We start from the raw sequence: 24522 nt of genomic DNA, 5'->3' as shown, positions 1-24522 counted from the left end.
TGCGGTGATCACGCCTGGCCCTCCTGATCCGTCGCCGTGGGGTCGGTCGGGGCGGGATCCGTCGCCGTGGGGTCGGTCGGGGCGGGATCCGTCGCCGTGGGGTCGGTCGGGGCGGGATCAGTCGGGACGGGCGGGGTGGCTGCGGCAGCGGCTTCCTGCTCGCGCTGGGTCCGGAGCTTCTCCGCCGTCTTGCGGGCGGCGGCGATCTCCTTCGGTTCCTCGGCCGCCGGGTCGAGCGCCGGCGGCTCCGGCACCGTCCACATCCAGTCGCGGAGCTTGTCGCGCTCGTGGGTGAGTTCGAGGATGTCCGTCTCCGCGTACTCGAACTCCGGCGACCAGAAGAGCGCGTCGAACGGGCATACCTCGATACAGATCCCGCAGTACATGCAGAGCGAGAAGTCGATGGCGAAGCGGTCCAGCACATTGCGGCTCCGCTCGCGCCCGCCCGGGGCCGCGGCGGGCGCCGTCTCCTTGTGGGAGTCGATGTAGATGCACCAGTCGGGGCACTCGCGGGCACAGAGCATGCAGACCGTGCAGTTCTCCTCGAACAGCGCGATGACGCCGCGGGAGCGGGGCGGAAGTTCGGGCTGCACATCCGGGTACTGCGCGGTGACGGTCTTCTTCGTCATCGTCCGCAGGGTGACGGCGAGACCCTTGGCCAGGCCTGCGCCGGGGATCGGGGGCACTAGTTGATCGCCACCTTCACGATGCCGGTGAGCGCGATCTGCGCGAGAGCGAGCGGGATGAGCGTGGTCCAGGCGAGCTTCTGCAGCTGGTCCTCGCGGAGACGGGGATAGCTCACGCGCAGCCAGATGACGACGAACGCGAGGACGGCGATCTTCAGGAGCGTCCAGACCCAGCCCAGTCCGTCGGCGCCCAGCGGGCCGTGCCAGCCGCCGAGGAAGAGGACGGTGGTCAGCGCGCACAGCACGACGATGCCCGCGTACTCGGCGAGCAGGAACAGGGCGAAGCGGAGGCCGGTGTACTCGGTGTACGCACCGAAGATGATCTCCGAGTCGGCGACCGGCATGTCGAACGGCGGGCGCTGGAGTTCGGCGAGCCCCGCCACGAAGAAGACCAGGGCCCCGGTGATCTGCCACGGCAGCCACCACCACTCGAAGGCGTCGAGGATGCCGGGGAGCGAGACCGTGCCGGCCGCCATCGCCACGGAGGCGGCGGCGAGCAGCATCGGCAGCTCGTAGGCGAGCAGCTGAGCGGCGGTACGGAGGCCGCCGAGCAGCGAGAACTTGTTGGCCGATGCCCAGCCCGCCATGAGCGAGCCGAGCACGCCGATGCCCATCACGGCGAGCGCGAAGAAGATGCCCGCGTCGACGACCTGGCCGACCGCGCCCTCGCCGGGGCCGATCGGAATGACGACGAGCACGAGGAGATACGGGAGCAGGGCGACGGCGGGGGCGAGCTGGAAGACGCGGCGGTCGGCCTCGGCCGGGACGATGTCTTCCTTCTGTACGAACTTCACGCCGTCCGCGACGAGCTGGGCCCAGCCGTGGAAGCCGCCGGCGTACATGGGGCCCAGGCGGCCCTGCATGTGGGCCATCACCTTGTGTTCGGCCTGGCCCACGACGAGGGGGACGACCATGAACACCGCGAACACGATGACGAGGCGGAGGGCGACGTCCAGTACGTCGTTCACTCGGTATCGCCTCCGGCGGGTGTGTCAGGGGTGGCAGGGGTGTCGGGAGTGGCAGGGGTGTCAGGAGTTTCGGCGGTGCCGGGAGTCTCGGCGGTGCCGGGAGTTCGGGGGACGTTGTGCCACGGCGCGTCCGTGGTGGGAGCCGAGGCCGGGCCCGTGGGCGTCGGCGGCACGACCGGCTGCTGCCCCGCCGAGCCGTCGCTCGCGCTGCGGGTGCGGCGGGCCGGGCGGTCGCCCGCGGGCCTTGCCGTACGGGTGGCACGGGCGGGAGCGGGAGGGAGCAGGCCCTTCATCGGACCCCACTCGTTCGGGTCGGGGACGCCGGGCGGCAGCATCGTGCGCCGCTTGGGGCCGCCGTGCTCCGACTCGCCCGGCTCCTTGGCGCCCGGCCAGGCCTTGGCCACGCGCGCCGCCAGGACGAAGTCCTTGCGCAGGGGATGGCCCTCGAAGCCCTCGGGCAGCAGCAGGGGGACCAGGTGCGGGTGGCCGTCGAAGGCGATGCCGAACATCTCGTGCGTCTCGCGCTCGTGCCAGGCCGCACCCGCGTAGACGTCGATCGCGCTGGGCAGCACGGCCGCCTCGTGCGGAACGGTCGTACGGACCAGCAGCCGTCGGACCGTCGAGCCGGGCGCGGAACGGTCGGGAAGCGCGGCGAGGTGGGCGCAGACCCGGAAGCCCGTGCCCGGTTCGTCCACGGCGCTCAGCCAGTCGAAATAGGTGCAGCCGAGCCCGTCACGCGCCGTTTCCAGCGCGGCGATCCAGGAGGCGGGCGGCACATCGACGGTCAGCAGGTCGTACGCCTGCTCCGCCGTGGCGTCCTCGCCGAAGATCTCGGTCACGGCATCCGGCAGCCGGTCGTAGCTCTCGGCGGCGGTCACTTCGGCTCCTCCCCGGAGGCGTCCGACTCGGAGACGTCCGGCTCGGAGGCGCCCGGCTCGGACCGTGCCTGCACTGCCTGCGGTGCGGCGACCAGTCCGCTGCGCAGCGCGGCGGTGGAGGGACGGGTCGCCCCGCCGTTCGCGTAGCGCTCGCCCAGCGACTCGCGCGCGATCTTCTCCTGGAGCTTGAGGATGCCCTGGAGCAGGGCCTCCGGCCGGGGCGGGCAGCCGGGCACGTAGACGTCCACCGGGATGATCTGGTCGACGCCCTTCGTCACCGAGTACGAATCCCAGTACGGGCCGCCGCAGTTGGAGCAGGCGCCGAAGGAGATGACGTACTTGGGCTCGGGCATCTGCTCGTACAGCCGCTTCACCGCCGGGGCCATCTTGTCCGTCACCGTGCCGGAGACGATCATCAGGTCGGCCTGGCGGGGGCCAGGGGCGAACGGGATCACGCCGAGCCGGATGAAGTCGTGGCGTGCCATGGAGGCGGCGATGAACTCGATGGCGCAGCAGGCGAGTCCGAAGTTGAAGACCCAGAGGCTGTAGCGGCGGCCCCAGTTGAGGACCACCTTCATCGGCTCGGGTGCGAGCCGGGACAGCACGCCCAGCCGCATCGGCTCAGGAAGGAACGTGGGTACGGGATCGGGTACGGGATCGGGCACGGGCACGGAACCCGACTCCGGCCCCGGCTCCGATCCCGGTCCCGACTCCGGCCCTGGTCCCGACTCCGGTCCCGACTGCGGCTGCGACTGTGGCCGTTGCTGCGGCTGACCGGCTGACGACGGGCTCGTCACGTCCATTCGAGGACGCCCTTCTTCCATGCGTAGAGCAGTCCCACGGCCAGGAAACCGAGGAAGATGAACATTTCCACCAGCGTCGTCGCGCCGTATCCGGGCGCGGCGAAGACGGTCGCCCACGGGAACAGGAAGATCGAGTCGACGGCGAAGATCACGTACAGGAAGGCGTACACGTAGTAACGGACCTGGGTGTGGGCCCAGCCCTCCCCCACGGGGTCCACGCCGCACTCGTACGTGAGGAATTTCTCCGGCGTCGGGACCACGGGGCGCATCAGCCGGCCGGTTCCGAAGGCGACGGCGACGAACAGCACCCCGACCACGGCGAGCAGTCCGACGACCGAGTAGCTGTGGAAGTACTCCGACGCGAGAACGGTCGGTCCCGGCAGGTCCGCAACGTCCGCCACGTCCGCCCCTCGCTCCCTCGAACCTCTCCGACGATCTGTACGCACGGGAGTCTAGGCCCTGTAAAGGAACGGTAAGCAGCCGCGTCGGACAACTGGTGGGGTTATCCCTACTTCATCGCCACCCATGAGCCCCATGGCGTCCGGGTGCCTCACCCGGCAGGCTGGGCATATGACCATGAGCCCCCAGGTACCCGACAACGACCGGCCGCCGCCCGTCCGCTTCGCCCTCGACGCGTGCACCTGGAAGGAGATCGCGCATCTCCTCGCCAACCTCCCCATGGCGATCGTCGGGTTTGTTTACACGGTGTTCATGATCGCCGTCGGTGTGGGGCTCGCGGTCACGGTGATCGGTCTGCCCCTGCTGGCCGCCGGGTTGCAGGGTTCGCGGCTGCTCGGCCGGGCCGAGCGGAGCCGGGCGCGGGGTCTGCTCGGGGTGCGGATCGACGAGCCGAGCCCGATGGCTCCGGTCCGCCGGGAGGAGGGGTTCTTCTCCTGGCTGTGGTCGAGCCTGAAGGACCCGGTGGGCTGGCGCGCGGTGCTGTACTCCTTCATCCGGCTGCCGTGGGGCGTGCTCACCTTCGTGGTGACGTTCGTGAGCCTCTTCGTCCTGTGGCCGGTGCTCCCCTATACGGCGCGGCTCATGTCCAACGCCGACCGGGGCATGGTGCGCGGACTGCTCTCGCCCTCCGACGAGCTGGAAAGCCGGATCGCCGAGCTGGAGTCGGACCGGGGTGTGGTCGTGGACACCGCCGCCGCCGACCTTCGCCGCATCGAACGCGACCTCCACGACGGCGCGCAGGCCCGCCTCGTCGCCCTCGCCATGGGGCTCGGGCTCGCGAAGGAGAAGCTGACCGACGACCCCGAGGCGGCAGCCCGGATGGTCGACGAGGCCCACGGCGAGGTCAAGGTCGCCCTCCAGGAACTCCGCGACCTGGCCCGCGGCATCCACCCCGCCGTCCTCACCGACCGCGGCCTCGACGCCGCCCTCTCCGCCATCGCCTCCCGCTGCACCGTCCCCGTGACGGTGGGGGTGGATCTGGCGTCCCGGCCCGCACAGGCCATCGAGGGCATCGCGTACTTCACCGTGTCCGAACTGCTCCAGAACGTCAGCAAGCACAGCGGGGCGCGCACGGCGTCCGTCGATGTGTGGCGGACGGCGGACCGGCTGCTGATCCAGGTCACCGACGACGGACGGGGCGGGGCCTCGCTGGACGGCGGTACGGGGATGTCCGGGCTGGCCGAGCGGCTGGGGGCTGTCGACGGTCTGTTCGTCCTCGACTCCCCGCCCGGCGGCCCGACGACGGTCACCGCGGAACTGCCCTGGCGCAACCGGGACGACGAGAAGAGCGCGGCCACGGCCGGCACGGACCGGACCGCCGCGGCCGAGCGGCGCTGAGGGGCGCCTCCGGGCAGCCCCGTGGGGTAGGGAAAACCCCCGGCCGGAGAGGGATACCGCCCTCATGGCGGGCCGCTCACCGCGACAGCACACTTGAAGTGCACACATGAACTTCGCACGTGAAGCACGCACAGCAGACAGAGCCGGCCTTGCAGACGCAGACGTAGACGCAGACGCAGACGCAGACGAGCAGAAGAAATGGACGGAACCCATGGCCACGACATACGGACCCGAGACGCGGGACGATGATCGACCGGGAACCGGCTTCGGGGACCGCACCGCGGAGAAGCACTTCTTCCCGGCCTGGCTGCGGGCCCCCGTCGAGGGCCGGACCTGGCGCGAGTTCACCTATCTGCTGCTGAGCCTGCCGATCAGCATCGTGCTGTTCTGCTTCGCGGTCACCGTGACGTCGGTGAGCGCCGGCCTCCTCATCACCTTCCTCGGGATTCCGCTGCTGGCCGCCGGGCTGGCCATGTGCCGCGGCTTCGGGGCGATGGAGCGGGCCAGGGCCCGTGGCCTGCTGAACCTGGACGTGCCCGCTCCCGCGCGGGTACGGGGCCGGACCGGCGGTCTCATGTCCTGGGTCGGGGCGGTCCTGAAGAGCGGGGTGTCCTGGCGGCACCTGCTCTACTCGGTGCTGCACCTCCCGTGGGCGGTCTTCGCCTTCTGCGTCTCGCTGACGTTCTGGTCGTGGGGCTGGGCCGCCCTCACGTACCCGTTGTGGCACTGGGTCTTCCCGACGCATGTGGGGGTCAGCGGCATCCAGCTGTACGGGGACGCCGGCCACCAGGTCTACCTGGACTCCTCCCTCGACCTGACGGCGACCAGCGCCACCGGGCTGGCGATCGTCCTGATCACCCCGTGGATCATCCGGGGCCTCGCCTCGGTGGACCGGCTGATGGTGGCCGGGCTGCTCGGTCCGTCGCAGCTGGCGACCCGGGTCACGGAGCTGGAGTCGGACCGGGGTGTGGTCGTGGACACCGCCGCCGCCGACCTTCGCCGCATCGAACGCGACCTCCACGACGGCGCGCAGGCCCGCCTCGTCGCCCTCGCCATGGATCTGGGGCTCGCGAAGGAGAAGCTGACCGACGACCCCGAGGCCGCCGCGCGGATGGTCGACGAGGCCCACGGCGAGGTCAAGGTCGCCCTCCAGGAACTCCGCGACCTGGCCCGCGGCATCCACCCCGCCGTCCTCACCGACCGCGGCCTCGACGCCGCCCTCTCCGCCATCGCCTCCCGCTGCACCGTCCCGGTCACGGTCGAGGTCGACCTGGCGTCCCGGCCCGCGCAGGCCATCGAGGGCATCGCGTACTTCACCGTGTCCGAACTGCTCCAGAACGTCAGCAAGCACGCCCACGCCACCCGCGCGTCCGTCGACGTGTGGCGGACCGCGGACCGGCTGCTGCTCCAGGTCACCGACGACGGGCGCGGCGGCGCCGGCCTGACGTCGGGCAGCGGTCTCGCCGGTCTGGCCGAGCGGCTTGACGCGGTGGACGGGATCCTGGTCGTCGAGTCCCCGGCGGGCGGCCCGACCAGGATCACGGCCGAACTCCCCTGGCGCGGCTGACCGCCCCTCCCCCTCCTCACTCCACCTCCGGCCGGCTCCGGTCCCCCGGGGCGACGCAACCCTTCGACCGTCCGCGGCGTCACCGCCGATACTGGGATGCTGGATGCTGAACGGCATACGGGCGGGGAACAGCGAGCAGTGGGGGAACAGACGTCGTGGTGGAGGACAGGGTGCGCGTGGTCATCGCCGAGGATTCGGTACTGCTCCGGGAGGGACTCACCCGGCTGCTGACCGATCTCGGCCATGACGTCGTGGCAGGCGTCGGGGACGCGGAGGCGCTGATCAAGACGGTGAGCGACCTCGCCGCGCAGGACGCGCTGCCCGATGTGGTGGTGGCCGACGTGCGGATGCCGCCGACCCACACCGACGAGGGCGTGCGGGCTGCGGTGCGACTGCGCAAGGAGTACCCGGGGATCGGGGTGCTGGTCCTTTCGCAGTACGTCGAGGAGCAGTACGCCACCGAGCTGCTGGCCGGGTCCAGCCGGGGCGTGGGGTATCTGCTGAAGGACCGGGTCGCCGAGGTCCGGGAGTTCGTGGACGCGGTGGTCCGGGTGGCGCAGGGCGGTACGGCGCTGGACCCCGAGGTGGTGGCGCAGCTGCTGGGCCGGAGCCGTAAGCAGGACGTGCTGGCCGGGCTGACACCCCGTGAGCGCGAGGTCCTCGGCCTGATGGCGGAGGGGCGGACGAACTCGGCGGTGGCCAAGGAGCTGGTGGTGAGCGACGGCGCGGTGGAGAAGCACGTCAGCAACATCTTCCAGAAGCTCGGGCTGTCCCCCAGCGTCGGCGACCACCGGCGGGTACTGGCCGTGCTGACCTATCTGAATTCCTGATACCGCGGCCAACTATCTGACACCCTGTCAGATAGCTGCCGGGGCGCTCCCGGCGGCCGTCCGGACGGGAGAGCCGGGCGGAAGAGCCGGACAGGCCGGCCGGCGACTCGCTGCAGGCCCTCTCCAGCGAGGGTCCGACGAGGAACCAGGTGGCTGATGAATCATGGCGGAACAGCGCCGAAAAGCGTCTCAAAATGCCGTCCATCATGTGATCGGCCAGAGGAAGGCGACCCTTACAGACGTAGGGTGGGGCCTGGGACCGCCGGCGGGCCGGATGGTTCCGAGCCGCCGCGCCGAGGGAGGTCCAGTAAGTGACCAGCCAGGTCAGTAGCCCAGCCGAACAGGCCGATGAGGCCAGTGAGGCGCTCGTGGGGGGACAGCGTGCCCCCCAGTCCGCAGCAGGCAACGGGGACAAAGAGATCCGCCGTCTGGACCGGGTGATCATCCGTTTCGCGGGTGACTCCGGTGACGGTATGCAGCTCACGGGTGACCGGTTCACCTCGGAGACCGCTTCCTTCGGGAACGACCTCTCCACGCTGCCGAACTTCCCCGCCGAGATCCGGGCCCCCGCAGGCACTCTGCCGGGTGTGTCGTCGTTCCAGCTGCATTTCGCCGACCACGACATCCTGACCCCCGGCGACGCACCCAACGTCCTCGTCGCGATGAACCCGGCCGCGCTCAGGGCGAATATCGCCGACGTGCCGCGCGGCGCCGAAATCATCGTGAACACCGATGAGTTCACCAAGCGGCCGATGGCGAAGGTCGGGTATCTGACCAGTCCGCTGGAGGACGGCTCGCTGGAGGCGTACAACGTCCATCCCGTGCCGCTGACCACCCTCACCATCGAGGCGCTGAAGGAGTTCGGGCTCCCCCGCAAGGAGGCCGAGCGCTCCAAGAACATGTTCGCGCTCGGGCTGCTCTCCTGGATGTACCACCGTCCGACCGAGGGAACCGAGACCTTCCTGCGGGCCAAGTTCGCCAAGAAGCCGCAGATCGCCGAGGCGAACGTGACCGCGTTCCGGGCCGGCTGGAACTTCGGGGAGACCACCGAGGACTTCGCGGTCAGCTACGAGGTGGCCCCGGCCTCCCACGCCTTCCCCACCGGCACGTACCGCAACATCTCGGGGAACCTCGCGCTGTCCTACGGGCTGATCGCCGCGGGCCGGCAGGCGGACCTGCCGGTCTACCTGGGCTCGTACCCCATCACCCCGGCCTCCGACATCCTGCACGAGCTGTCGAAGCACAAGAACTTCGGTGTGCGGACCTTCCAGGCCGAGGACGAGATCGCGGGCATCGGCGCCGCGCTGGGCGCCGCGTTCGGCGGTGCGCTCGGGGTGACGACCACGTCAGGGCCCGGGGTGGCGCTGAAATCCGAGACCATCGGCCTCGCCGTCTCCCTCGAACTGCCGCTGCTGATCATCGACATCCAGCGCGGCGGCCCCTCCACCGGTCTGCCCACCAAGACCGAACAGGCCGACCTGCTCCAGGCGATGTTCGGGCGCAACGGCGAGGCCCCGGTGCCGATCGTGGCCCCGAAGACCCCGGCGGACTGCTTCGACGCGGCGCTCGACGCCGCCCGGATCGCCCTGACCTACCGCACCCCGGTCTTCCTCCTCTCCGACGGCTACCTGGCCAACGGCTCCGAGCCCTGGCGCATCCCGGAGGTCGGCGGGCTTCCGGATCTGCGCGTCCAGTTCGCCGGCGGCCCGAACCACGAGCTGGCCGACGGCACCGAGGTCTTCTGGCCGTACAAGCGCGACCCGCAGACCCTGGCCCGCCCCTGGGCGGTCCCCGGCACCCCCGGCCTCGAACACCGCATCGGCGGCATCGAGAAGCAGGACGGCACCGGCAACATCTCCTACGACCCCGCCAACCACGACTTCATGGTCCGCACCCGGCAGGCCAAGATCGACGGCATCGAGGTCCCGGACGTGGAGGTCGACGACCCCGCTCAGGCCCGGACGCTGGTCCTGGGCTGGGGCTCCACCTACGGCCCCATCACCGCCGCCGTCCGCCGGCTGCGCGCCGCCGGGCACCCCATCGCGCAGGCGCATTTGCGCCATATCAATCCGTTCCCGCGGAATCTCGGCGAGGTGCTGAAGCGTTACGACAAGGTGGTCGTCCCGGAGATGAACCTCGGGCAGCTGGCCATGCTCATCCGGGCCAAGTACCTGGTGGACGCGCACAGTTACAACCAGGTCAACGGCATGCCGTTCAAGGCCGAGCAGCTCGCGACGGCCCTCAAGGAGGCCATCGATGCCTGAGACCAATGAACTCCTCCAGTCCGGGACCGGGACCGCGACCGGGACCGAGCCGAACGAGCTCCTCCAGCTGGTGCCGAAGTCCGAGGCCAAGCAGTCGATGAAGGACTTCAAGTCCGACCAGGAAGTGCGCTGGTGCCCCGGCTGCGGCGACTACGCGGTCCTCGCCGCCGTGCAGGGCTTCATGCCCGAACTGGGGCTGGCGAAGGAGAACATCGTCTTCGTCTCCGGCATCGGCTGCTCCTCCCGTTTCCCGTACTACATGAACACCTACGGGATGCACTCGATCCACGGCCGCGCCCCGGCCATCGCCACCGGACTCGCCTCCTCCCGGCGGGACCTGTCCGTCTGGGTGGTCACCGGTGACGGCGACGCGCTCTCCATCGGCGGCAACCACCTCATCCACGCCCTGCGCCGGAACGTCAACCTGAAGATCCTCCTCTTCAACAACCGGATCTACGGGCTCACCAAGGGCCAGTACTCCCCGACCTCCGAGGTCGGCAAGATCACCAAGTCGACGCCGATGGGATCGCTGGACTCCCCCTTCAACCCGGTGTCGCTGGCGATCGGCGCGGAGGCGTCCTTCGTCGCCCGTACGGTCGACTCCGACCGCAAGCACCTCACGAGCGTGCTGCGCGCGGCGGCCGACCACCCCGGCACGGCGCTGGTGGAGATCTACCAGAACTGCAACATCTTCAACGACGGCGCGTTCGAGGTCCTCAAGGACCGGGAGCAGGCCCAGGAGGCCGTGATCCGGCTGGAGCACGGGCAGCCGATCCTCTTCGGCACCGACAGCGCCAAGGGGGTCGTACGGAACCCTCGGACGGGTGATCTGTCGGTGGTCGCGGTCACCGAGGAGAACCGCTCGCAGATCCTCGTCCACGACGCGCACGCCGCCAACCCGAACACCGCGTTCGCGCTGTCCCGGCTCGCCGACCCGGACACCCTGCACCACACCCCGATCGGCGTGCTGCGCAGCGTCGAACGGCCGGTCTACGACACCCAGATGGCCGAGCAGCTGGACACCGCCGTCGAGCGGGACGGCAAGGGCGACCTGGGCGCGCTGCTCGCGGGCAACGACAACTGGACAGTGGTCGGCTAGATAGCGCCGTCCGCCCTGTTCGGCGACGTGAAGCGGCCTCCGGGAGTACACCCCGGGGGCCGCTTCGCGTCGCCGAACGGCTGACATTCCCGGCGTCCGGCGATTGCGGACCGGGCTCCGGCCGGCATCCGCGCACCATGTGGCCATGACCCTGGACCGTCCGGCGTACCGCATCAAACGACGGCTGCTCGGCAAGCCGCTGACCACCGAGCACATCAGCGACGAGAAGCTGAACAACCGGACGGCCCTCGGGGTGCTCGCCTCCGACTGCATCAGCTCGTCCGCGTACGGCTCCGAGGAGATGCTCCGGGTCCTCGTGCCCGTCGTCGGCGCCGCCGCGTTCACGATGATCATGCCGGTGACCTTCGCGATCCTGCTGGTGCTGCTGCTGCTGACGCTCTGTTACAGCGACGTGGTGACGATCTACACCCGGGCGGGCGGCTCGTACGTCGTCGCGCGGGAGAACTTCGGGCCGAACGTCGCGCAGATCGCCGCCGTGGCGCTGCTCGTCGACTACATCGTCACCGTCGCCGTACAGGTCTCGGCCGGCACCAACGCCCTCATCTCGCTGGCCCATCTGGCCGGCAACCAGTTCACCGGCCTGGACCATCTCCAGCTGCCGGTCTCCGTCGCCGTGATCGTGATCCTCGCGTACGGGAACCTGCGCGGGGTCCGTGAGGCGGGGCGGCTCTTCGCACTGCCCGCCTACCTCTTCATGGCCGCCGTCGGCCTGATCCTGGCCGTCTCCGCGGCGCGCGGGCTCACCGGCGGGCTGCCGCACGCCGATCTGCACGCCGCCGGGGTCGTACCGCTCGGCACCCCGGGCGACGGCTGGCTCTACGGCGCCTCGCTCTTCATCGTGCTGCGCTCGTTCGCCAACGGCGGCTCGTCCCTCACCGGGCTCGAAGCGATCTCCAACGGCATCTCCGCGTTCCGTGAGCCCCAGGGCCGCAACGCGCGCCGCACCCTCATCACCATGAGCGTGATCCTCGGCATCCTCGTACTCGGTGTCTCCACGCTGGCGCACTTCACCCATGCCGTCCCGTACACGGACGGCACGCCAACCGTCATCGCGCAGGAGGCCCATCTCGCCTTCGGGAGCGGGATCGTCGGCACGGTCGGGCTGGTCTTCGTGCAGCTGGCGACCGCGCTGGTCCTCTACACGGGTGCCAACACCCCGTTCACCGGCTTCCCCTACCTGGCCAGCTTCGTCGCCGAGGACCGGTTCCTGCCACGGGTGCTGACCCGGCGCGGGCACCGCCTCGCGTTCTCCAACGGAATCATCGCGCTGACCGTCGTCTCACTGGCGCTGCTCCTGGTGACCGGCGCCAGCGTGGACAAGCTGGTGGCGCTGTACGCGATCGGCGTGTTCACCGCGTTCACCATGGCGGGGGCCGGCCTCACCGTCTACCACCTGCGGCGCCGGGACCGGTACCGCAGGGCGAAGATCACGCTCAACGGGCTCGCCGCGGTCACCTCGGCGGCCGTCGTGCTGATCTTCGCGGTCACCAAGTTCACCGAGGGCGCCTGGCTGGTCGTGGTGGTCTTCCCGCTGGGGGTGTGGACGCTCATGCGGATCAACCGCGAGTACCGGCGCGAGGCCGCCGTGCTCCAGGGCATCCAGGCCCCGGGCGCGGACCGGGCGGTGTACAGCCGCCATCTGGTCCTGGTCCTGGTCGAGACGCTCGACCTGGCGACGCTGATGGCCCTGCGGTACGCGCATGAGCTGCGGCCCGACGAGGTCCGGGCGGTGCACTTCGCGATCGACGAGGCGTACGCCAGGCGGCTGGCCGCCCGCTGGGAGGCGACGGCCGCCACCGCCGTCCCGCTGGAGCTGGTGGCGTGCCCGGACCGGCGGCTGCGCCACGCGATGAAGGAGCTCGCGTACCGCAGCACCGAGGACGGCGAGACCTGGCTGACGGTCCTGGTGCCCCGGCGGACGTACAGCAACGCACTCGGGAAGCTGCTGCACCGGGGCACGGGCGAGAAGATGGGGAAGACGCTGACGCAGCTGCCGCACGTGGTGGTGACCATCCTGCCGTTCGACGTGTCGCGGGCGCTGCGGACGATGGAGGAGCGGCACCGGCCCGGGGAGAGCTGACCGCCCGGCACCCGGCCCAGCCGGAGCCCCGGCCTAGGTGTCTGGCCTAGGTGTCTGGCCTAGGTCCTCGCGTCGTACGCCGTGCGCGCCGCGCCCACCGCGTCCAGGTGCCGTTCCGACCAGCGCGCCAGGCCCCACACCTGCTCGGCGGCCTCCCGGCCCATCGCGGTGAGCGTGTAGTCCACCCGTGGCGGGATGACCGGCTTCGCGTCGCGGTCCACGAAGCCGTCGCGCTCCAGCGTCCGGAGCGTCTGCGACAGCATCTTCTCGCTGACCCCGCCGACCTCGCGGCGCAGCTCGCTGAAGCGGAACGAGCGTTCCAGCAGGGCGGCGAGCACCAGGACCCCCCAGCGGCTGGTGACGTGTTCGAGCACCACCCGGGACGGGCACATGGGCTCCCGCACGCTCGGTCCCCCCGCGAGCATCTCCCGCACGGTCGGCTGCCGCCCATCCGGACGGCGCACGTCCGGCTGCCTCTCCACGTTACTTACGCTCATACCAGTACCTTACTTCAAAGTGCGTACTTTCTTTTGGTTAGTGCCATCCCTAAGGTGAGTAACAGAAAGCGCGAACGGAACATAAGCACCCAAAGAGGAGCGACATCCCATGAGCATCGTCGCCACCGGAGCCACCGGAGAGCTCGGCCGGCTGGTCATCGACCAGCTGCTGGCCACCACGCCCGCCGGCGGGATCGCCGCCGTCGTCCGCGACAAGGAGAAGGCGGCCGGCCCGGCCGCCCGCGGCGTCGAGCTCCGGATCGCCGACTACAACCGGCCGGAGACCCTGGCCGGGGCCTTCCGGGCCGGTGACCGGGTCCTGCTGATCTCCGGCAGCGAGGTCGGCAGCCGGATCACGCAGCACGCGGCCGTCATCGACGCGGCCAAGGCCGCGGGCGTGGCGCAGCTCGCGTACACGGGCATCCTGGGCGGCCCGGACGCGGACTTCCTGCTGGCCGACGAGCACAAGGCGACCGAGCAGCTGATCCTCGACTCCGGGCTGCCGTACACCTTCCTGCGCAACGGCTGGTACACCGAGAACCAGACGGCCAGCCTGGCCCCCGTCCTGGCCCACGGCGCCGTCGTGAACAACGCGGGCGAGGGCAGGATCGCCTCCGCGCCCCGCGCCGACTACGCGGCCGCGGCCGTCGCGGTACTGACCGGCGAGGGCCACCTGGGCAAGGCCTACGAGCTGAGCGGCGATGTCGCCTGGTCGTTCGCGGAGTACGCCGCCGAGGTCGCCAAGGCGTCCGGCAAGGAGATCGTCCACAACGACGTCCCGGCCGCCGCGCACCAGGAGATCCTGGTCGGCGCCGGTCTGCCCGCGGAGCTCGCCACGATCCTGGTGGACGTGGACGAGGCGACGCGGCGCGGACGGCTCGCCGGCACCAACGGCGACCTGGCCCGGCTGATCGGCCGCCCGACGACCCCGCTCGCGGAGACCGTCGCGGCAGCGGTCGCCGCGGAGCGGAAGAAGAACGTCCAGTAGGGGCACCCGCGGCAGGGTCCCGGACCCGATGTCATGACCGTCTGGCGATACGGCAATGACACCGGGCCCGGTCGGCGTTACCTTCGTCTGGCCGGCGAAGCGTCGGCGCGCACCTGCCAGGAGGGCCCGTGAAAGGGACGAACGAACAGCGGACCGGGCTCCTGTCCGGATTCGCCGCCTACGGACTGTGGGGTCTGGTCCCGCTCTTCTGGCCACTGCTGAAGCCGTCCGGCGCGGTCGAGATCCTCGCCCACCGCATGGTCTGGTCCCTCGGCGTCGTCGGCATCGCGCTCCTCGCGCTGCGCCGCTGGTCCTGGATCGGCGAACTGCTGCGGCAGCCGCGGAAGCTGGCCCTGATCACCGTCGCCGCGATCGTGATAAGCATCAACTGGGGCCTGTACATCTGGTCCGTGAACCACGGCCACGTCGTCGAGGCCTCCCTCGGCTACTTCATCAATCCGCTGGTCACCATCGCCATGGGTGTCCTGCTCCTGGGGGAACGGCTGCGCCCCGTGCAGTGGGTGGCGGTCGGCACCGGCGTCGCGTCGGTGCTCGTCCTGGCGATCGGCTACGGGCAGCCGCCGTGGATCTCGCTGACCCTGGCGTTCTCCTTCGCGACGTACGGCCTGATGAAGAAGAAGGTCAACATGGGCGGCCTGGAGTCGCTCGCCGCCGAGACCGCGGTGGTGTTCGTGCCCGCGCTCGGCTATCTGCTGTGGCTGGGCGCGCGGGGCGAGTCGACCTTCCTCTCCGGGGGCGCCGGCCACCCGGTGCTGCTCGCCGCGACGGGGGTGGTGACGGCCGTACCGCTGATCCTGTTCGGGGCCGCGGCGATCCGCGTACCGCTCTCGACGCTCGGCCTGCTCCAGTACCTGGCCCCGGTCTTCCAGTTCATCCTGGGAATCGTGTACTTCCACGAGGCGATGCCGCCCGAGCGGTGGGCCGGCTTCGCCCTGGTCTGGCTGGCGCTCACGCTGCTGACCTGGGACGCGCTGCGGACGTCACGTCACACGAGGATGCAGGTGCTGGCCGCGCGACAGGCCGCGACGACATCGGCCGAGCCCGCCGCGGACGGTTCCGCTTCCCCTCCCGCGGTGACGACCCCGACCCCGTGACCCGCACCGCGACGCACGCCGCGACCCACGCCGCGACCCACACCGCACAATAATTGACCTGGTTGCTTTTTTAACTCGGTTGCGTTTCCATGGATCCCAACGGAAACGGCAACCGAGGAGCAGGCGTGCCCAAGCCCCCGACCACCACCGTGCTGATCACCGGATCCGGGCCGACCGGCCTGACCCTGGCCATCGATCTGGCCCGGCGGGACATCGGCGTACGGATCATCGACAAGTCCCCGCAGTTCCCGCGCAGTTCCCGGGCCAAGGGCCCCAACCCGCGCTCCCTGGAGGTCCTGGAGGACCTCGGTGTCATCGAACAGGTGCTGGCCGCCGGATCGGCGCCGCTGCCGATGCGCAAGTACCGCGGCGCGGAGGTGATCGCCGACACCGACCCGTACGCGGCGGCCCGCCCGACGCCGGACGCCCCCTACGACCGGCCGTGGCTGATCGCCCAGTGGCGGCTGGAGGAGATCCTGCGTGCCCGGCTCGCGGAGTACGGCGTACGGGTCGAGCTCGGCGCCGAACTCGTGGGGCTGGCCCAGGGCGACGACTCGGTGACGGCGTCCCTGGCCGGCGGCCGGGAGATCGAGGCCCGGTACCTGGTGGGCTGCGACGGCGGCCACAGCGCGGTGCGCAAGCTGCTCGGCGTCCCGTTCGAGGGGAAGACGGACGAGGAGCAGATGATGGTCTGCGGCGACGTCGAGGCGCAGGGGCCGGACCGCGGCGTCTGGCACCAGTGGTTCGACGGGGACGGCGGCGTGATGCTCTGCCCGATCCCCGGCACCCGGTCGGGCTGGTGGTTCCAGGCCGCCCCCGAGACGGACGCCGCGGGCAGTCCCGTACCCCCGTCGCTGGAGAGCTTCCAGCGGCTCTTCGCCAAGCACACCGGACGGCCCGGCGGCCTCCTCTCGTCGGCCACCCTGCTCTCCACGTACCGGGTCAACGAGCGCATGGTGGACCGCTACCGGGTGGGCCGGGTGTTCCTGGCCGGTGACGCCGCTCATGTGCACGCCATCGCGGGCGGCCTCGGGATGAACACCGGTATCCAGGACGCGTTCAACCTGGGCTGGAAGCTGGCCGGGGTCGCCACCGGCCGGGCGGCGCCGGAGCTGCTCGACACCTACGAGGAGGAGCGGCTGCCGATCGCCGCCCGCACCCTGGACATCACCGCGGAGCGGCTGCGGGCCACGCTGGAGGCGATCAAGGAGCCGGGCGGCGGCCTGGACTCGGCGGTCACCCCGCAGACCTACGGCCTGGGCGACGGCTACCGCTGGAGCTCCCTGGCCCCCGCCGGCGGCACCGCCCGGCTCCGCGCGGGCGACCGCGCGCCGGACGCGCCCTGCCGCGACGCGGCCACCGGAGCGCCCCGCCGGCTGTTCGAGACCTTCGCCGGACCGCACTTCACCCTGCTCGGCTTCGGCGCGGGCACCGCACAGGCCCTGCGCGACGCGACCGCGGCACACGGCGACGAACTGCGGGCGCACACGGTGGTCCGGGCGGACGGGGCAGACGGGGCAGACGGGGCAGACGGGGCAGACGGAGGCGCCGCGTACGGCGGGCTGACCGACGACGGCGGCCGGGTCCGCTCGGCGTACGGCATCGGGCCGGACGAGGACGACGTACTCGTACTGATCCGCCCGGACAACCACGTGGGCCTGATCGCCCCGGCCGGGGACCACCGGGCCGTCGCGGAGTACCTGAAGGGTGCGGCATTGGAGCGAGCTTGAGCGAGTCACGGCGGGTCGTCCCCCGGATGACCCGCCGCTTATATTTTCCTCACATCTTATGACCCGACCCCTGCGCACGTCCGGGACGTCCCGCACGCTCCTGCGTACCGCGACCGCCACCGCCGCCCTGTCCGCCGTGTCCGTCCTCGCCTGCGGGATCGCCCCCACCGCGGTCGCGGACGACACCGTGGTGACCGTCCATCAGGACGGGCTCGGCCCCGACGGCCCCTGGCTCCGCCTCCAGGAAACGACCCCGGACCGGGATCCGGGGGTCCAGGAGGTCTCCCCGAAGCCCGACCCGGTGCATCTCAACGGCAGCCTGCGCCTCGCCATCGCGGCCGGGCAACAGGCCCAGGCCGCCCACTACTTCAACGCGACCTGGACGCCGGAACCGATCCAGCCGCTGCTGGACGCGGGCATCTCGTACTGGGCGTACACGGCATCCGAGGGCTCCAGCGTCACCAACATCGGCGCCAACCTCCAGCTCCCGGCGTCCTGCGGGGGTTTCACCACCCTGTCGTTCGAACCCGGCAACAACACGGACAGCCAGGGCGCGGCGCTCAAGCCGGACACCTGGCAGAAGTACCGGCTCACCGGCGACTCCGTGATGCGGACCTCGCGTGCCGTCGCGGGCATCCCGGCGGGCGGGGACGCCCCGCTGTCGCACTTCGTCACGGCGTGCGAGGGGGCGTACGGGGTGATCGCCAACATCGGCCGGCTCGGCGACCCGAACGGCACGCTGAACACATACGTCGACAACATCACCGCCAAGGGCACCACCTGGGACTTCGCCGTCACCGGCCGGGCGTCGGCGGCGCTCACGGTCCCCGAGGAGATCAAGGCGGGCGACGGCCCCCGTCCGGCCGACGTCTCCTACACCGACCCGGCGGACGGCCCCGAGTACCAGGGCATCGGCACGCGTCTGACGCTCAAGGGACCGGCCGGGCTGGAGCCGGGCCAGCTGACCGTGATGTCCGAGGGCTCCACGGTCCCCCTGACCCGGGAGACGGACGGATCGCTCACCGGCGAACTGCGGACCAACCTCCGGGCGGGCGCCACGCTGGAGCCGGGCGGTAAGGCCGGGGCCGCGTTCACCCTGGCCGCGGCGGAGGGTGCGCCGACCGGGCGGCTCGACGTGACGACCGAACTGACCGTCACCGTCGACGGCACCGACGGTCCGGTGGGTACGGGCGTGAGCGCCACGGGCCACAGCCGGATCACCGACGGCACCGGTCCGGGACCGTCGCCCTCCCCCACGCACCCCCACCACCCCAAGCCCACCCCGCCCGGCGGCGGTCACGGCGGCGGGCACTGGGGCGGCGGCCACGGCAACGGCGCACCCCTGCCGAACGGCCCGGTCGACGCGGGTGACGGCTCCACCGCCCTGACCGGCTCCGGCTCCGACGGCCTCTCCGGTCCCGGTCTGGCGATCGGCGCGGCCGGGCTGCTGGCAGCCGTCGCCGCCGCGGTCGGCGGGCTCCGCACCGCGCGGCGCCGGCGCGGTTGAGCACCCGCCTCCGGCGGGAGCGGCCGCCCCGGCGGTCGTTCCCGCGCCCGGCCGGGGCGGCCGGGCTGATCCCGGCCGCCGCGGCGGCGCTGGTCCTGCTGCTGGGCTCCCCCCTCGCGGAGCCCGGCACCGGGACCGCCCCCCGGTCCGGCCCCGCGCCCACGGCGGCGCCCCTGCCCGCCGCCCGCCCCGTCCGCATCGACATCCCCGGACTCCGGGTCAGCGCACCCCTGGTGGACCTGGCCCTGGACAGCCGGGGCAGGCTCGGCGTGCCCGACCCGGCGGACCGCAACCTGGCCGGCTGGTACCGGGACGGCGTGACGCCTGGCTCCCCCGGCAACGCGATCGTGGTGGCCCACGTCGACACCTCCACGGGCCCGGCCGCCTTCGCCGGGCTCGACGCGCTGCCGGCCGGCGCCACCGTGGACGTCCACCGCGCGGACCGGAAGATCGCGACCTTCCGTATCTACGCGACCGAGGTGTACGAGAAGAGCGACTTCCCCAGCACCCGCGTCTACGGCCCGACGAAGGACGCCCAGCTCCGCCTGCTCACCTGCGGCGGCGCCTACGACCGCAGCGCGGGCGGCTACCAGTCCAACGTGGTGGCCTACGCCCGGCTCACGTCGGTCCGTGCAGGCTGAGAATCCCGCCACGCCCGAACACCGATTCGACCCCGCGGCGGGGCCGGCCGGGCAAGAATGGCGCCATGCCTCTTGACTGGAAGATCGTCATCGACGCCGCCGACCCGCACACCCAGGCCGGCTTCTGGGCCGAGGCCCTCGGCTACGAGATCGAGGACAACAGCCCCTTGGTCGAACGCCTCCTGGGAATCGGAGCCGTACCGGAGGCCATCACGACGACCGCGCACGGCCGGAAGGCCTGGCTCGACCTGGCGGCCGCCCGGCACCCGGACGACCCGTACGAGCCGGAGAGCGGAACGGGCCTCGGACGCCGCCTGCTGTTCCAGCGCGTCCCCGAGCCCAAGACGGTGAAGAACCGCCTCCACCTGGACGTGCACGCCGGACCGGAACGCCGCGAGGCGGAGGTGGCCCGACTGGAGCGACTGGGCGCGCGGGTGCTCCGCAAGGTCGCGGAGCCGAGCGGGACATGGACCGTGATGAGCGACCCGGAGGCCAACGAGTTCTGCGTGCAGTGACCGAGGGCGCGGCGCGGTACGAGGCCGAGGGGCCGGGGCGTGGACGCGGCACAGGACGGGAACGAGAGGCGCCCTGCGAACGGTGAGCGCCGGGGTGAAACCGCGCAGGGGGCTGATCCCGCCTCTAAGACACGCCCTGGCGATCCGCGCAGGCCCCGAAGTCGAGCCAGCCGATCTCAGGTCCGGACCAGCCCGACCACCCGTCCCAGCCGATCTTCTCCTCGCTCACGGAGACCCCGGCGCCGTCCTGCCGACCGGTATGGCGGGAAGCGGTGCCGTCCCCGCCCGACTGGACGATCTGGAGCTCGGCGCGGCCGTCGTGATCGGTGTCGGTGGCCCGCACCGCGTGCACGAACGTCGAGCCGCCCATACGGATGGTGCCGGTCCGGTCACTGCTCAGGTCGCGGGCGAGAGGCCCGTAGCGCACCTCGTGCACCACCATGTTCTGCCGAGGCGTATCGCCCTCGTCCTCCTGACTGTAGAAGAGAGCCAGGTCGAGGTACCCGTCGCCGTCGAAGTCGCCGAAGGTTCCCCGTGTCGCCATGTCCCGCATCGGTACGCCGCGCAGCTTCTGCCAGAAGCTGCGGGCCTCTCCGACGCCGACCGTGGTGCGGAGAACGTCACTGTGGAAGACCACTGAGCCGGTGCCGTTGCGGTCCGGGTCATGGATCTCGTCCAGTTGTCCGTCCGCGTCCACGTCGGCGCGCAGGCTTGTGCTGTCGACGGCACATATCGCCATGGGGGCGTGGTCGCCCGGTTCGGGCCCGATGGCCAGCAGAAGCCATGAGCCCGCGGCGACCACGACGAGACCGGCCCCGGTTGCCGTGAGCCGCCGACGGCGACGACGCGCGCGCTGTCGCCGCAGCGACGCGATCTCTTCCGCAAGCGTGGGTTGCTTCGGATCAGCAGAGGGAGGCATGGCCGAACCCTAGGGCCTCTCGTTTGGATCATGCTGGGCTGACGGGGTGCGGCACCCTGCCGAGGCCTGGCGCGATTTCTCCCGATACGCACCCAAGCCGTCCCGGCCGCCTCCCCGCACCGGACCATCGCCGCAGCTCAGGGCCGTACGGCGGAAAACGTAGATCCCTAGGCTTGGCCCATGCCTCTCCCACCCACCTACGCCCTTGTCGCCACGGACCTGGACGGCACCCTGCTGCGCGGCGACGCCACCGTGAGCCCCCGCACCCGCGCCGCGCTCGGCCTCGCCACTGCCGCCGGGGCCCGCCACCTGGTGGCCACCGGCCGGCCGGTGCCTGCCGTACGGGAGTTGTTCGCCGCGCTGGGGTACCGGGGGCTCGCCGTCTGCGGGCAGGGAACGCAGGTGTACGACGCCGGGGCCGGGCGCATGATCCACGCGGTCGGCCTGGACCGGGAGGCGGCCGCCACCGCGCTCGGCAAGATAGAGGCCCAGGTGGGGCAGGTCTTCGCCGCGGTGGACCAGGACGGGGTCGACGGCCTGACCCTGATCGAGCCGGGCTTTCCCATGCCGCGCCCCCCGCTGTCGGCCCTCCGGACGCCCCACCGCGACGCGTTGTGGGCCGCTCCGGTCATCAAGGTGCTGATCCGCCATCCGGAGCTCGACGACGACGCGCTGGCGGCCGCCGCCCACGCGGCCGTCGGGGATCTGGCGACCATCACCCTGTCCGGGCCGGGCACGGTCGAGCTCCAGCCGTACGGCATCGACAAGGGCGCCGGCATCGCGCTCGCCGCCGAGCACCTGGGGCTGGACCCGGCAACCGCGATCGCCTTCGGTGACATGCCGAACGACCTGCCGATGTTCCACAGTTGCGGGTACGGGGTGGCGATGGCCAACGCCCATCCGCTCCTGCGGGCCGCGGCGGACGAGGTGACCCTTTCCCACGAGGACGACGGGGTCGCCGTCGTCCTGGAACGGGTCTTCGGCTGACACGGCGCCCGTCAGGGCCGGCCCGGACCTGGACCGGGGCCGGGACCGGGACCGTGCCCGTGCCCGTCCTCGTCGGGGCCGGGCACGGCCAGCAGGAATTCGGCGCCGCCTTCGAGCATCCGCGCCACGTCGGCCGAGCGCGGGAGCATCGTCTTCTCGTAGCCGCGCACCGCGTCGTCGACGGTGGCGGAGCGGACGAGCGAGAGCGCGAGTTCACTGGCGTCGAGCATGGCGAGGTTGACGCCGACGCCCAACGGCGGCATGAGGTGTGCGGCGTCCCCGAGGAGCGTCACGCCGGGCGAGTGCTCCCAAGTGTGCGGCACCGGCAGGGCGAGGATCGGGCGGTCGACGTAGGGGCCGTCGTTGTCGGTGATCATCCGGAGCGTCTCCGGTGACCAGCCCGCGTACTCACCGAGCAGCTGCGCCCGGATGCCCTCGGTGTCCTCGGGGCGCAGTCCCGTCGCGGCGATCCAGTCCACGGGGACCCGCCGCATGATGTAGACGCGCAGGTGGCCGCCGCTGTTCCGCTGCGCGAACAGGCCACGCTCTCCATCGGCGGCGTGGGCGCTGCCCTTCCCGACCAGTTCGGAGAGCTCGGGGTGCGCGCTCTCCATGTCGTCGAACCGCGCCTCAAGGAAGGTGACCCCCGTGTAGTGCGGTGTCGCGGGCGACACCGCGGTGCGGACGCGGGAGAAGGCGCCGTCCGCGCCGATGACGAGATCGGCCTCGGCGGCCGGCCCGTCGGTGAACGTGAGCGTGCGCGGGCCGCCGGCCGGTCCGCTCACCGACTCGAGAGCGCGTCCCCACTGGACGGTCCCCGGTGCGAGCGAACGCAGCAGGAGGTCGCGCAGCTGTCCGCGGTCGATCTCGGGGCGGGCCGTTTCGCCTTCGTCCGGCACATGGTGGGCGATCACTCCTCCGGCCGGGTCCAGTTGGCGCATTTCCTGTCCCTCGAACCTGGCGAGCGCGAAGAACTCCTCCAGCAGGCCCGCCTCACGGAGGGCGAGTTGGCCGTCTTCCTCGTGCAGGTCGAGCGAGCCTCCCTGGTTCCGGGAGGTCTGGTCCGGATCGCGGTCGTACACGGTCACCGCGATGCCGTGCCGCTGGAGGATGCGTGCGCAGGTGAGGCCTCCGGGGCCTGCACCGATGATGCCTATGCGGGCGTCGGCGGGTGTCGGACTGTCCATGGTGGATTCCCCTCGTCGGCGGGGTTGCGGCGACGCCACGGCACGGCGGTCTGCGGTGTCGCGGCCCGATCGGCGGCAACCCCTGTCGGCACCCAGCAAAGCAGGAACGAGTGCATAACTGCAACCATTACAGTTTCGGCTTCATTCCAGTCGTGGGGTACGGTGGGCACCATGCCCGACACTCCGACCGTTGGCCGCCGCGAGCGCAAGAAGGCCGCGACCAGGCAGGCCATCGCCGACGCCGCCCTGGAACTCTTCCTGGAACACGGATTCGAACGGGTGAGCGTCCGTGACGTCGCCGAGAAGGCCGACGTGTCGACGACGACCCTCTTCGCGCACTTCCCGGGCAAGGAGGCGCTGGTCTTCGACCGCGAGGCGGAGGTCGAGGCCGCGCTGACCGCCGCCGTCCGCGAACGGCCCGCGGGCCAGGACGTGGTCGAGGCGCTCCGCGCTCACGCCCTGACGTCGTGGGTGCGGGTGGCGTCGGATCCGCGTCGGGACCGGTTCACCGCACTGGTGGACGGGACGCCCGCGCTGCGCGAGTACTGGGAACGCATGTGGATGCGGCACGCGGGCGCGCTCGGCGCCGTGATCGCGGAGGAACTCGGCCGGGAGGCCGATGACCTCGCGTGCTCGGCACTCGCACGGTTCGTCCTGGAAGTCCCGGCCCTGGCCCTGGCCGGACATGATCCACGCGCCTCCGTGGAGACGGTGTTCGATCTGCTGACGTACGGCTGGAAGTCGTCACAGCCCGGCCCCGGCGGCACGGCCGCGGAGCCCCGGAAGGGCTGACACACCCGGCCGGACCGGCCCCGATCCGCCGGAGAGCGCGCGAGCCCCTAAGCAACCGCCCCCAGCGACCGCAGCACATGGTCGACCAGCGACGCCACCGCCTCCGCGTCCTGCATCGGCTTGCGCAGCACGTGGCGGTAGTAGACCGGGCCGTACAGCATCTCCACCGCCAGCCGCAGATCGGCGCCCGGCGGGATCTGACCCCGCTCCTGAGCGATGCGCAGCCGGGTGACCACCTCTTCGAAGCGGGGTTCGATCAGCTGGGTGCGGACCGTTTCGGCCAGTTCGTCGTCGTGGTGGACCTCGGAGAGTATTCCGGCGTACGCGGGCCCGTAGGGCGGTACGGAGAGCACGCCGACCGCGCCGGTCACATGGGTCCGCAGGTCCGCGGCGATGTCGTCGGTGTCGGCGGCCGGGGCGGCCTGGACCAGCGCCTCCGTGAACGCCTCCAGCAGCACCGCGCTCTTTGACGGCCACCAGCGGTAGATCGTCTTCTTGCTGACACCCGCCCGCGCCGCGATCGCCTCGACGGTGACGCGGCCGTAGCCCTTCTCCGTACAGAGGTCGAGGGCGGCCTCCAGGGTCGCCCTGCGTGAGCTCTCGCTGCGGCGCAGTGAACTCGGCGATGTGATCATTCGGTGAGCATAGGGC

Annotated in this window: 22 protein-coding genes and 1 pseudogene; 14 read left to right on the top strand and 9 right to left on the bottom strand. The window is 71.5% G+C overall.

Translation table 11 applies throughout. The features are described 5' to 3' along the window. Window positions 1–8: 8 nt before the first annotated feature. From ACZ6S6_RS26235 to ACZ6S6_RS26215, 5 genes and pseudogenes are all read right to left on the bottom strand, one after another. Complete coding sequence (locus ACZ6S6_RS26235; protein ID WP_469707100.1) at window positions 9–686, bottom strand: NuoI/complex I 23 kDa subunit family protein; 678 nt, start codon at window positions 684–686, stop codon at window positions 9–11. Beyond that, window positions 686–1654 (bottom strand): complex I subunit 1/NuoH family protein, encoded by a 969-nt coding sequence (locus ACZ6S6_RS26230; protein WP_362960595.1) that lies wholly within the window; start codon window positions 1652–1654, stop codon window positions 686–688. The genes ACZ6S6_RS26235 and ACZ6S6_RS26230 overlap by 1 nt, the downstream gene beginning before the upstream one ends. 8 nt (window positions 1655–1662) lie before the next feature. Continuing rightward, window positions 1663–2532, bottom strand: a pseudogene (locus ACZ6S6_RS26225) (NADH-quinone oxidoreductase subunit C); the annotation flags it as partial. Next, window positions 2529–3335, bottom strand: a complete 807-nt coding sequence (locus ACZ6S6_RS26220; protein ID WP_469707099.1) for an NADH-quinone oxidoreductase subunit B — start codon at window positions 3333–3335, stop codon at window positions 2529–2531. The gene ACZ6S6_RS26220 and the pseudogene ACZ6S6_RS26225, both read right to left, overlap by 4 nt. After that, complete coding sequence (locus tag ACZ6S6_RS26215; protein ID WP_362960593.1) at window positions 3326–3736, bottom strand: NADH-quinone oxidoreductase subunit A; 411 nt, start codon at window positions 3734–3736, stop codon at window positions 3326–3328. The genes ACZ6S6_RS26220 and ACZ6S6_RS26215 overlap by 10 nt, the downstream gene beginning before the upstream one ends. Before the next feature lie 169 nt (window positions 3737–3905). Between ACZ6S6_RS26215 and ACZ6S6_RS26210 the strand changes: the two genes are divergently transcribed. From ACZ6S6_RS26210 to ACZ6S6_RS26185, 6 genes are all read left to right on the top strand, one after another. Next, complete coding sequence (locus ACZ6S6_RS26210; RefSeq protein WP_469707098.1) at window positions 3906–5132, top strand: sensor histidine kinase; 1227 nt, start codon at window positions 3906–3908, stop codon at window positions 5130–5132. Between the two features lie 211 nt (window positions 5133–5343). Continuing rightward, the gene (locus ACZ6S6_RS26205) at window positions 5344–6699 is read left to right on the top strand and encodes a sensor histidine kinase (protein WP_469707097.1); all 1356 of its coding nucleotides are present in this window, start codon (window positions 5344–5346) and stop codon (window positions 6697–6699) included. A gap of 170 nt (window positions 6700–6869) precedes the next feature. After that, complete coding sequence (locus ACZ6S6_RS26200; RefSeq protein ID WP_362960691.1) at window positions 6870–7529, top strand: response regulator transcription factor; 660 nt, start codon at window positions 6870–6872, stop codon at window positions 7527–7529. Between the two features lie 311 nt (window positions 7530–7840). Beyond that, on the top strand, window positions 7841–9793 hold the full coding sequence (locus tag ACZ6S6_RS26195; RefSeq protein WP_362960584.1) for a 2-oxoacid:acceptor oxidoreductase subunit alpha: 1953 nt from the start codon (window positions 7841–7843) through the stop codon (window positions 9791–9793). Further along, entirely contained in the window at window positions 9786–10892 is a 1107-nt protein-coding gene (locus tag ACZ6S6_RS26190; RefSeq protein ID WP_469707096.1) for a 2-oxoacid:ferredoxin oxidoreductase subunit beta, read from the top strand. The genes ACZ6S6_RS26195 and ACZ6S6_RS26190 overlap by 8 nt, the downstream gene beginning before the upstream one ends. 145 nt (window positions 10893–11037) lie before the next feature. Further along, window positions 11038–12993, top strand: coding sequence for an APC family permease (locus ACZ6S6_RS26185; RefSeq protein ID WP_362960578.1), 1956 nt, complete (start codon window positions 11038–11040; stop codon window positions 12991–12993). Between the two features lie 59 nt (window positions 12994–13052). Here the strand turns inward: ACZ6S6_RS26185 and ACZ6S6_RS26180 are convergent, their stop codons facing one another. Then, complete coding sequence (locus ACZ6S6_RS26180) at window positions 13053–13418, bottom strand: winged helix-turn-helix transcriptional regulator (protein WP_362960688.1); 366 nt, start codon at window positions 13416–13418, stop codon at window positions 13053–13055. 181 nt (window positions 13419–13599) lie between these two features. Between ACZ6S6_RS26180 and ACZ6S6_RS26175 the strand changes: the two genes are divergently transcribed. The 6 genes from ACZ6S6_RS26175 (at window position 13600) to ACZ6S6_RS26150 (ending at window position 19986) form a co-directional block, all read left to right on the top strand. After that, entirely contained in the window at window positions 13600–14478 is an 879-nt protein-coding gene (locus ACZ6S6_RS26175; protein ID WP_469707095.1) for an NAD(P)H-binding protein, read from the top strand. A gap of 128 nt (window positions 14479–14606) precedes the next feature. Then, the gene (rarD, locus tag ACZ6S6_RS26170; protein WP_362960572.1) at window positions 14607–15593 is read left to right on the top strand and encodes an EamA family transporter RarD; all 987 of its coding nucleotides are present in this window, start codon (window positions 14607–14609) and stop codon (window positions 15591–15593) included. Between the two features lie 125 nt (window positions 15594–15718). Beyond that, window positions 15719–17323, top strand: a complete 1605-nt coding sequence (locus tag ACZ6S6_RS26165) for an FAD-dependent monooxygenase (RefSeq protein WP_469707094.1) — start codon at window positions 15719–15721, stop codon at window positions 17321–17323. Window positions 17324–17381: 58 nt separating this feature from the next. After that, entirely contained in the window at window positions 17382–18830 is a 1449-nt protein-coding gene (locus ACZ6S6_RS26160) for a hypothetical protein (protein ID WP_469707093.1), read from the top strand. Continuing rightward, entirely contained in the window at window positions 18827–19471 is a 645-nt protein-coding gene (locus ACZ6S6_RS26155) for a class F sortase (RefSeq protein ID WP_362960563.1), read from the top strand. Before ACZ6S6_RS26160 ends, ACZ6S6_RS26155 begins: the two co-directional genes overlap by 4 nt. A gap of 65 nt (window positions 19472–19536) precedes the next feature. Then, complete coding sequence (locus ACZ6S6_RS26150) at window positions 19537–19986, top strand: VOC family protein (protein ID WP_362960560.1); 450 nt, start codon at window positions 19537–19539, stop codon at window positions 19984–19986. 124 nt (window positions 19987–20110) lie between these two features. Here ACZ6S6_RS26150 and ACZ6S6_RS26145 read toward each other — a convergent pair whose 3' ends face one another. Then, window positions 20111–20905 carry a hypothetical protein gene (locus ACZ6S6_RS26145; RefSeq protein ID WP_469707092.1) on the bottom strand — a complete coding sequence of 265 codons (795 nt, stop codon included), beginning with the start codon at window positions 20903–20905 and terminating at the stop codon, window positions 20111–20113. 180 nt (window positions 20906–21085) lie between these two features. Between ACZ6S6_RS26145 and ACZ6S6_RS26140 the strand changes: the two genes are divergently transcribed. After that, a complete protein-coding gene (locus tag ACZ6S6_RS26140; RefSeq protein ID WP_469707091.1) occupies window positions 21086–21892 on the top strand; it encodes an HAD family hydrolase in 807 nt (268 codons plus the stop codon). An 11-nt stretch (window positions 21893–21903) separates the two neighbouring features. Here ACZ6S6_RS26140 and ACZ6S6_RS26135 read toward each other — a convergent pair whose 3' ends face one another. Then, complete coding sequence (locus ACZ6S6_RS26135) at window positions 21904–23079, bottom strand: FAD-dependent oxidoreductase (protein WP_469707090.1); 1176 nt, start codon at window positions 23077–23079, stop codon at window positions 21904–21906. 171 nt (window positions 23080–23250) lie between these two features. Here ACZ6S6_RS26135 and ACZ6S6_RS26130 point away from each other — a divergent pair, with 171 nt between their 5' ends. Next, a complete protein-coding gene (locus tag ACZ6S6_RS26130; RefSeq protein ID WP_362960550.1) occupies window positions 23251–23871 on the top strand; it encodes a TetR/AcrR family transcriptional regulator in 621 nt (206 codons plus the stop codon). Window positions 23872–23918: 47 nt separating this feature from the next. Here ACZ6S6_RS26130 and ACZ6S6_RS26125 read toward each other — a convergent pair whose 3' ends face one another. Then, complete coding sequence (locus ACZ6S6_RS26125; protein ID WP_469707089.1) at window positions 23919–24506, bottom strand: TetR/AcrR family transcriptional regulator; 588 nt, start codon at window positions 24504–24506, stop codon at window positions 23919–23921. Between the last annotated feature and the right edge of the window lie 16 nt (window positions 24507–24522).

The organism is Streptomyces sp. NPDC048671 (assembly GCF_055587045.1).
The sequence above is the reverse complement of the archived record's forward strand: the minus strand, read 5'-3'. Positions and strand labels throughout refer to the sequence as shown.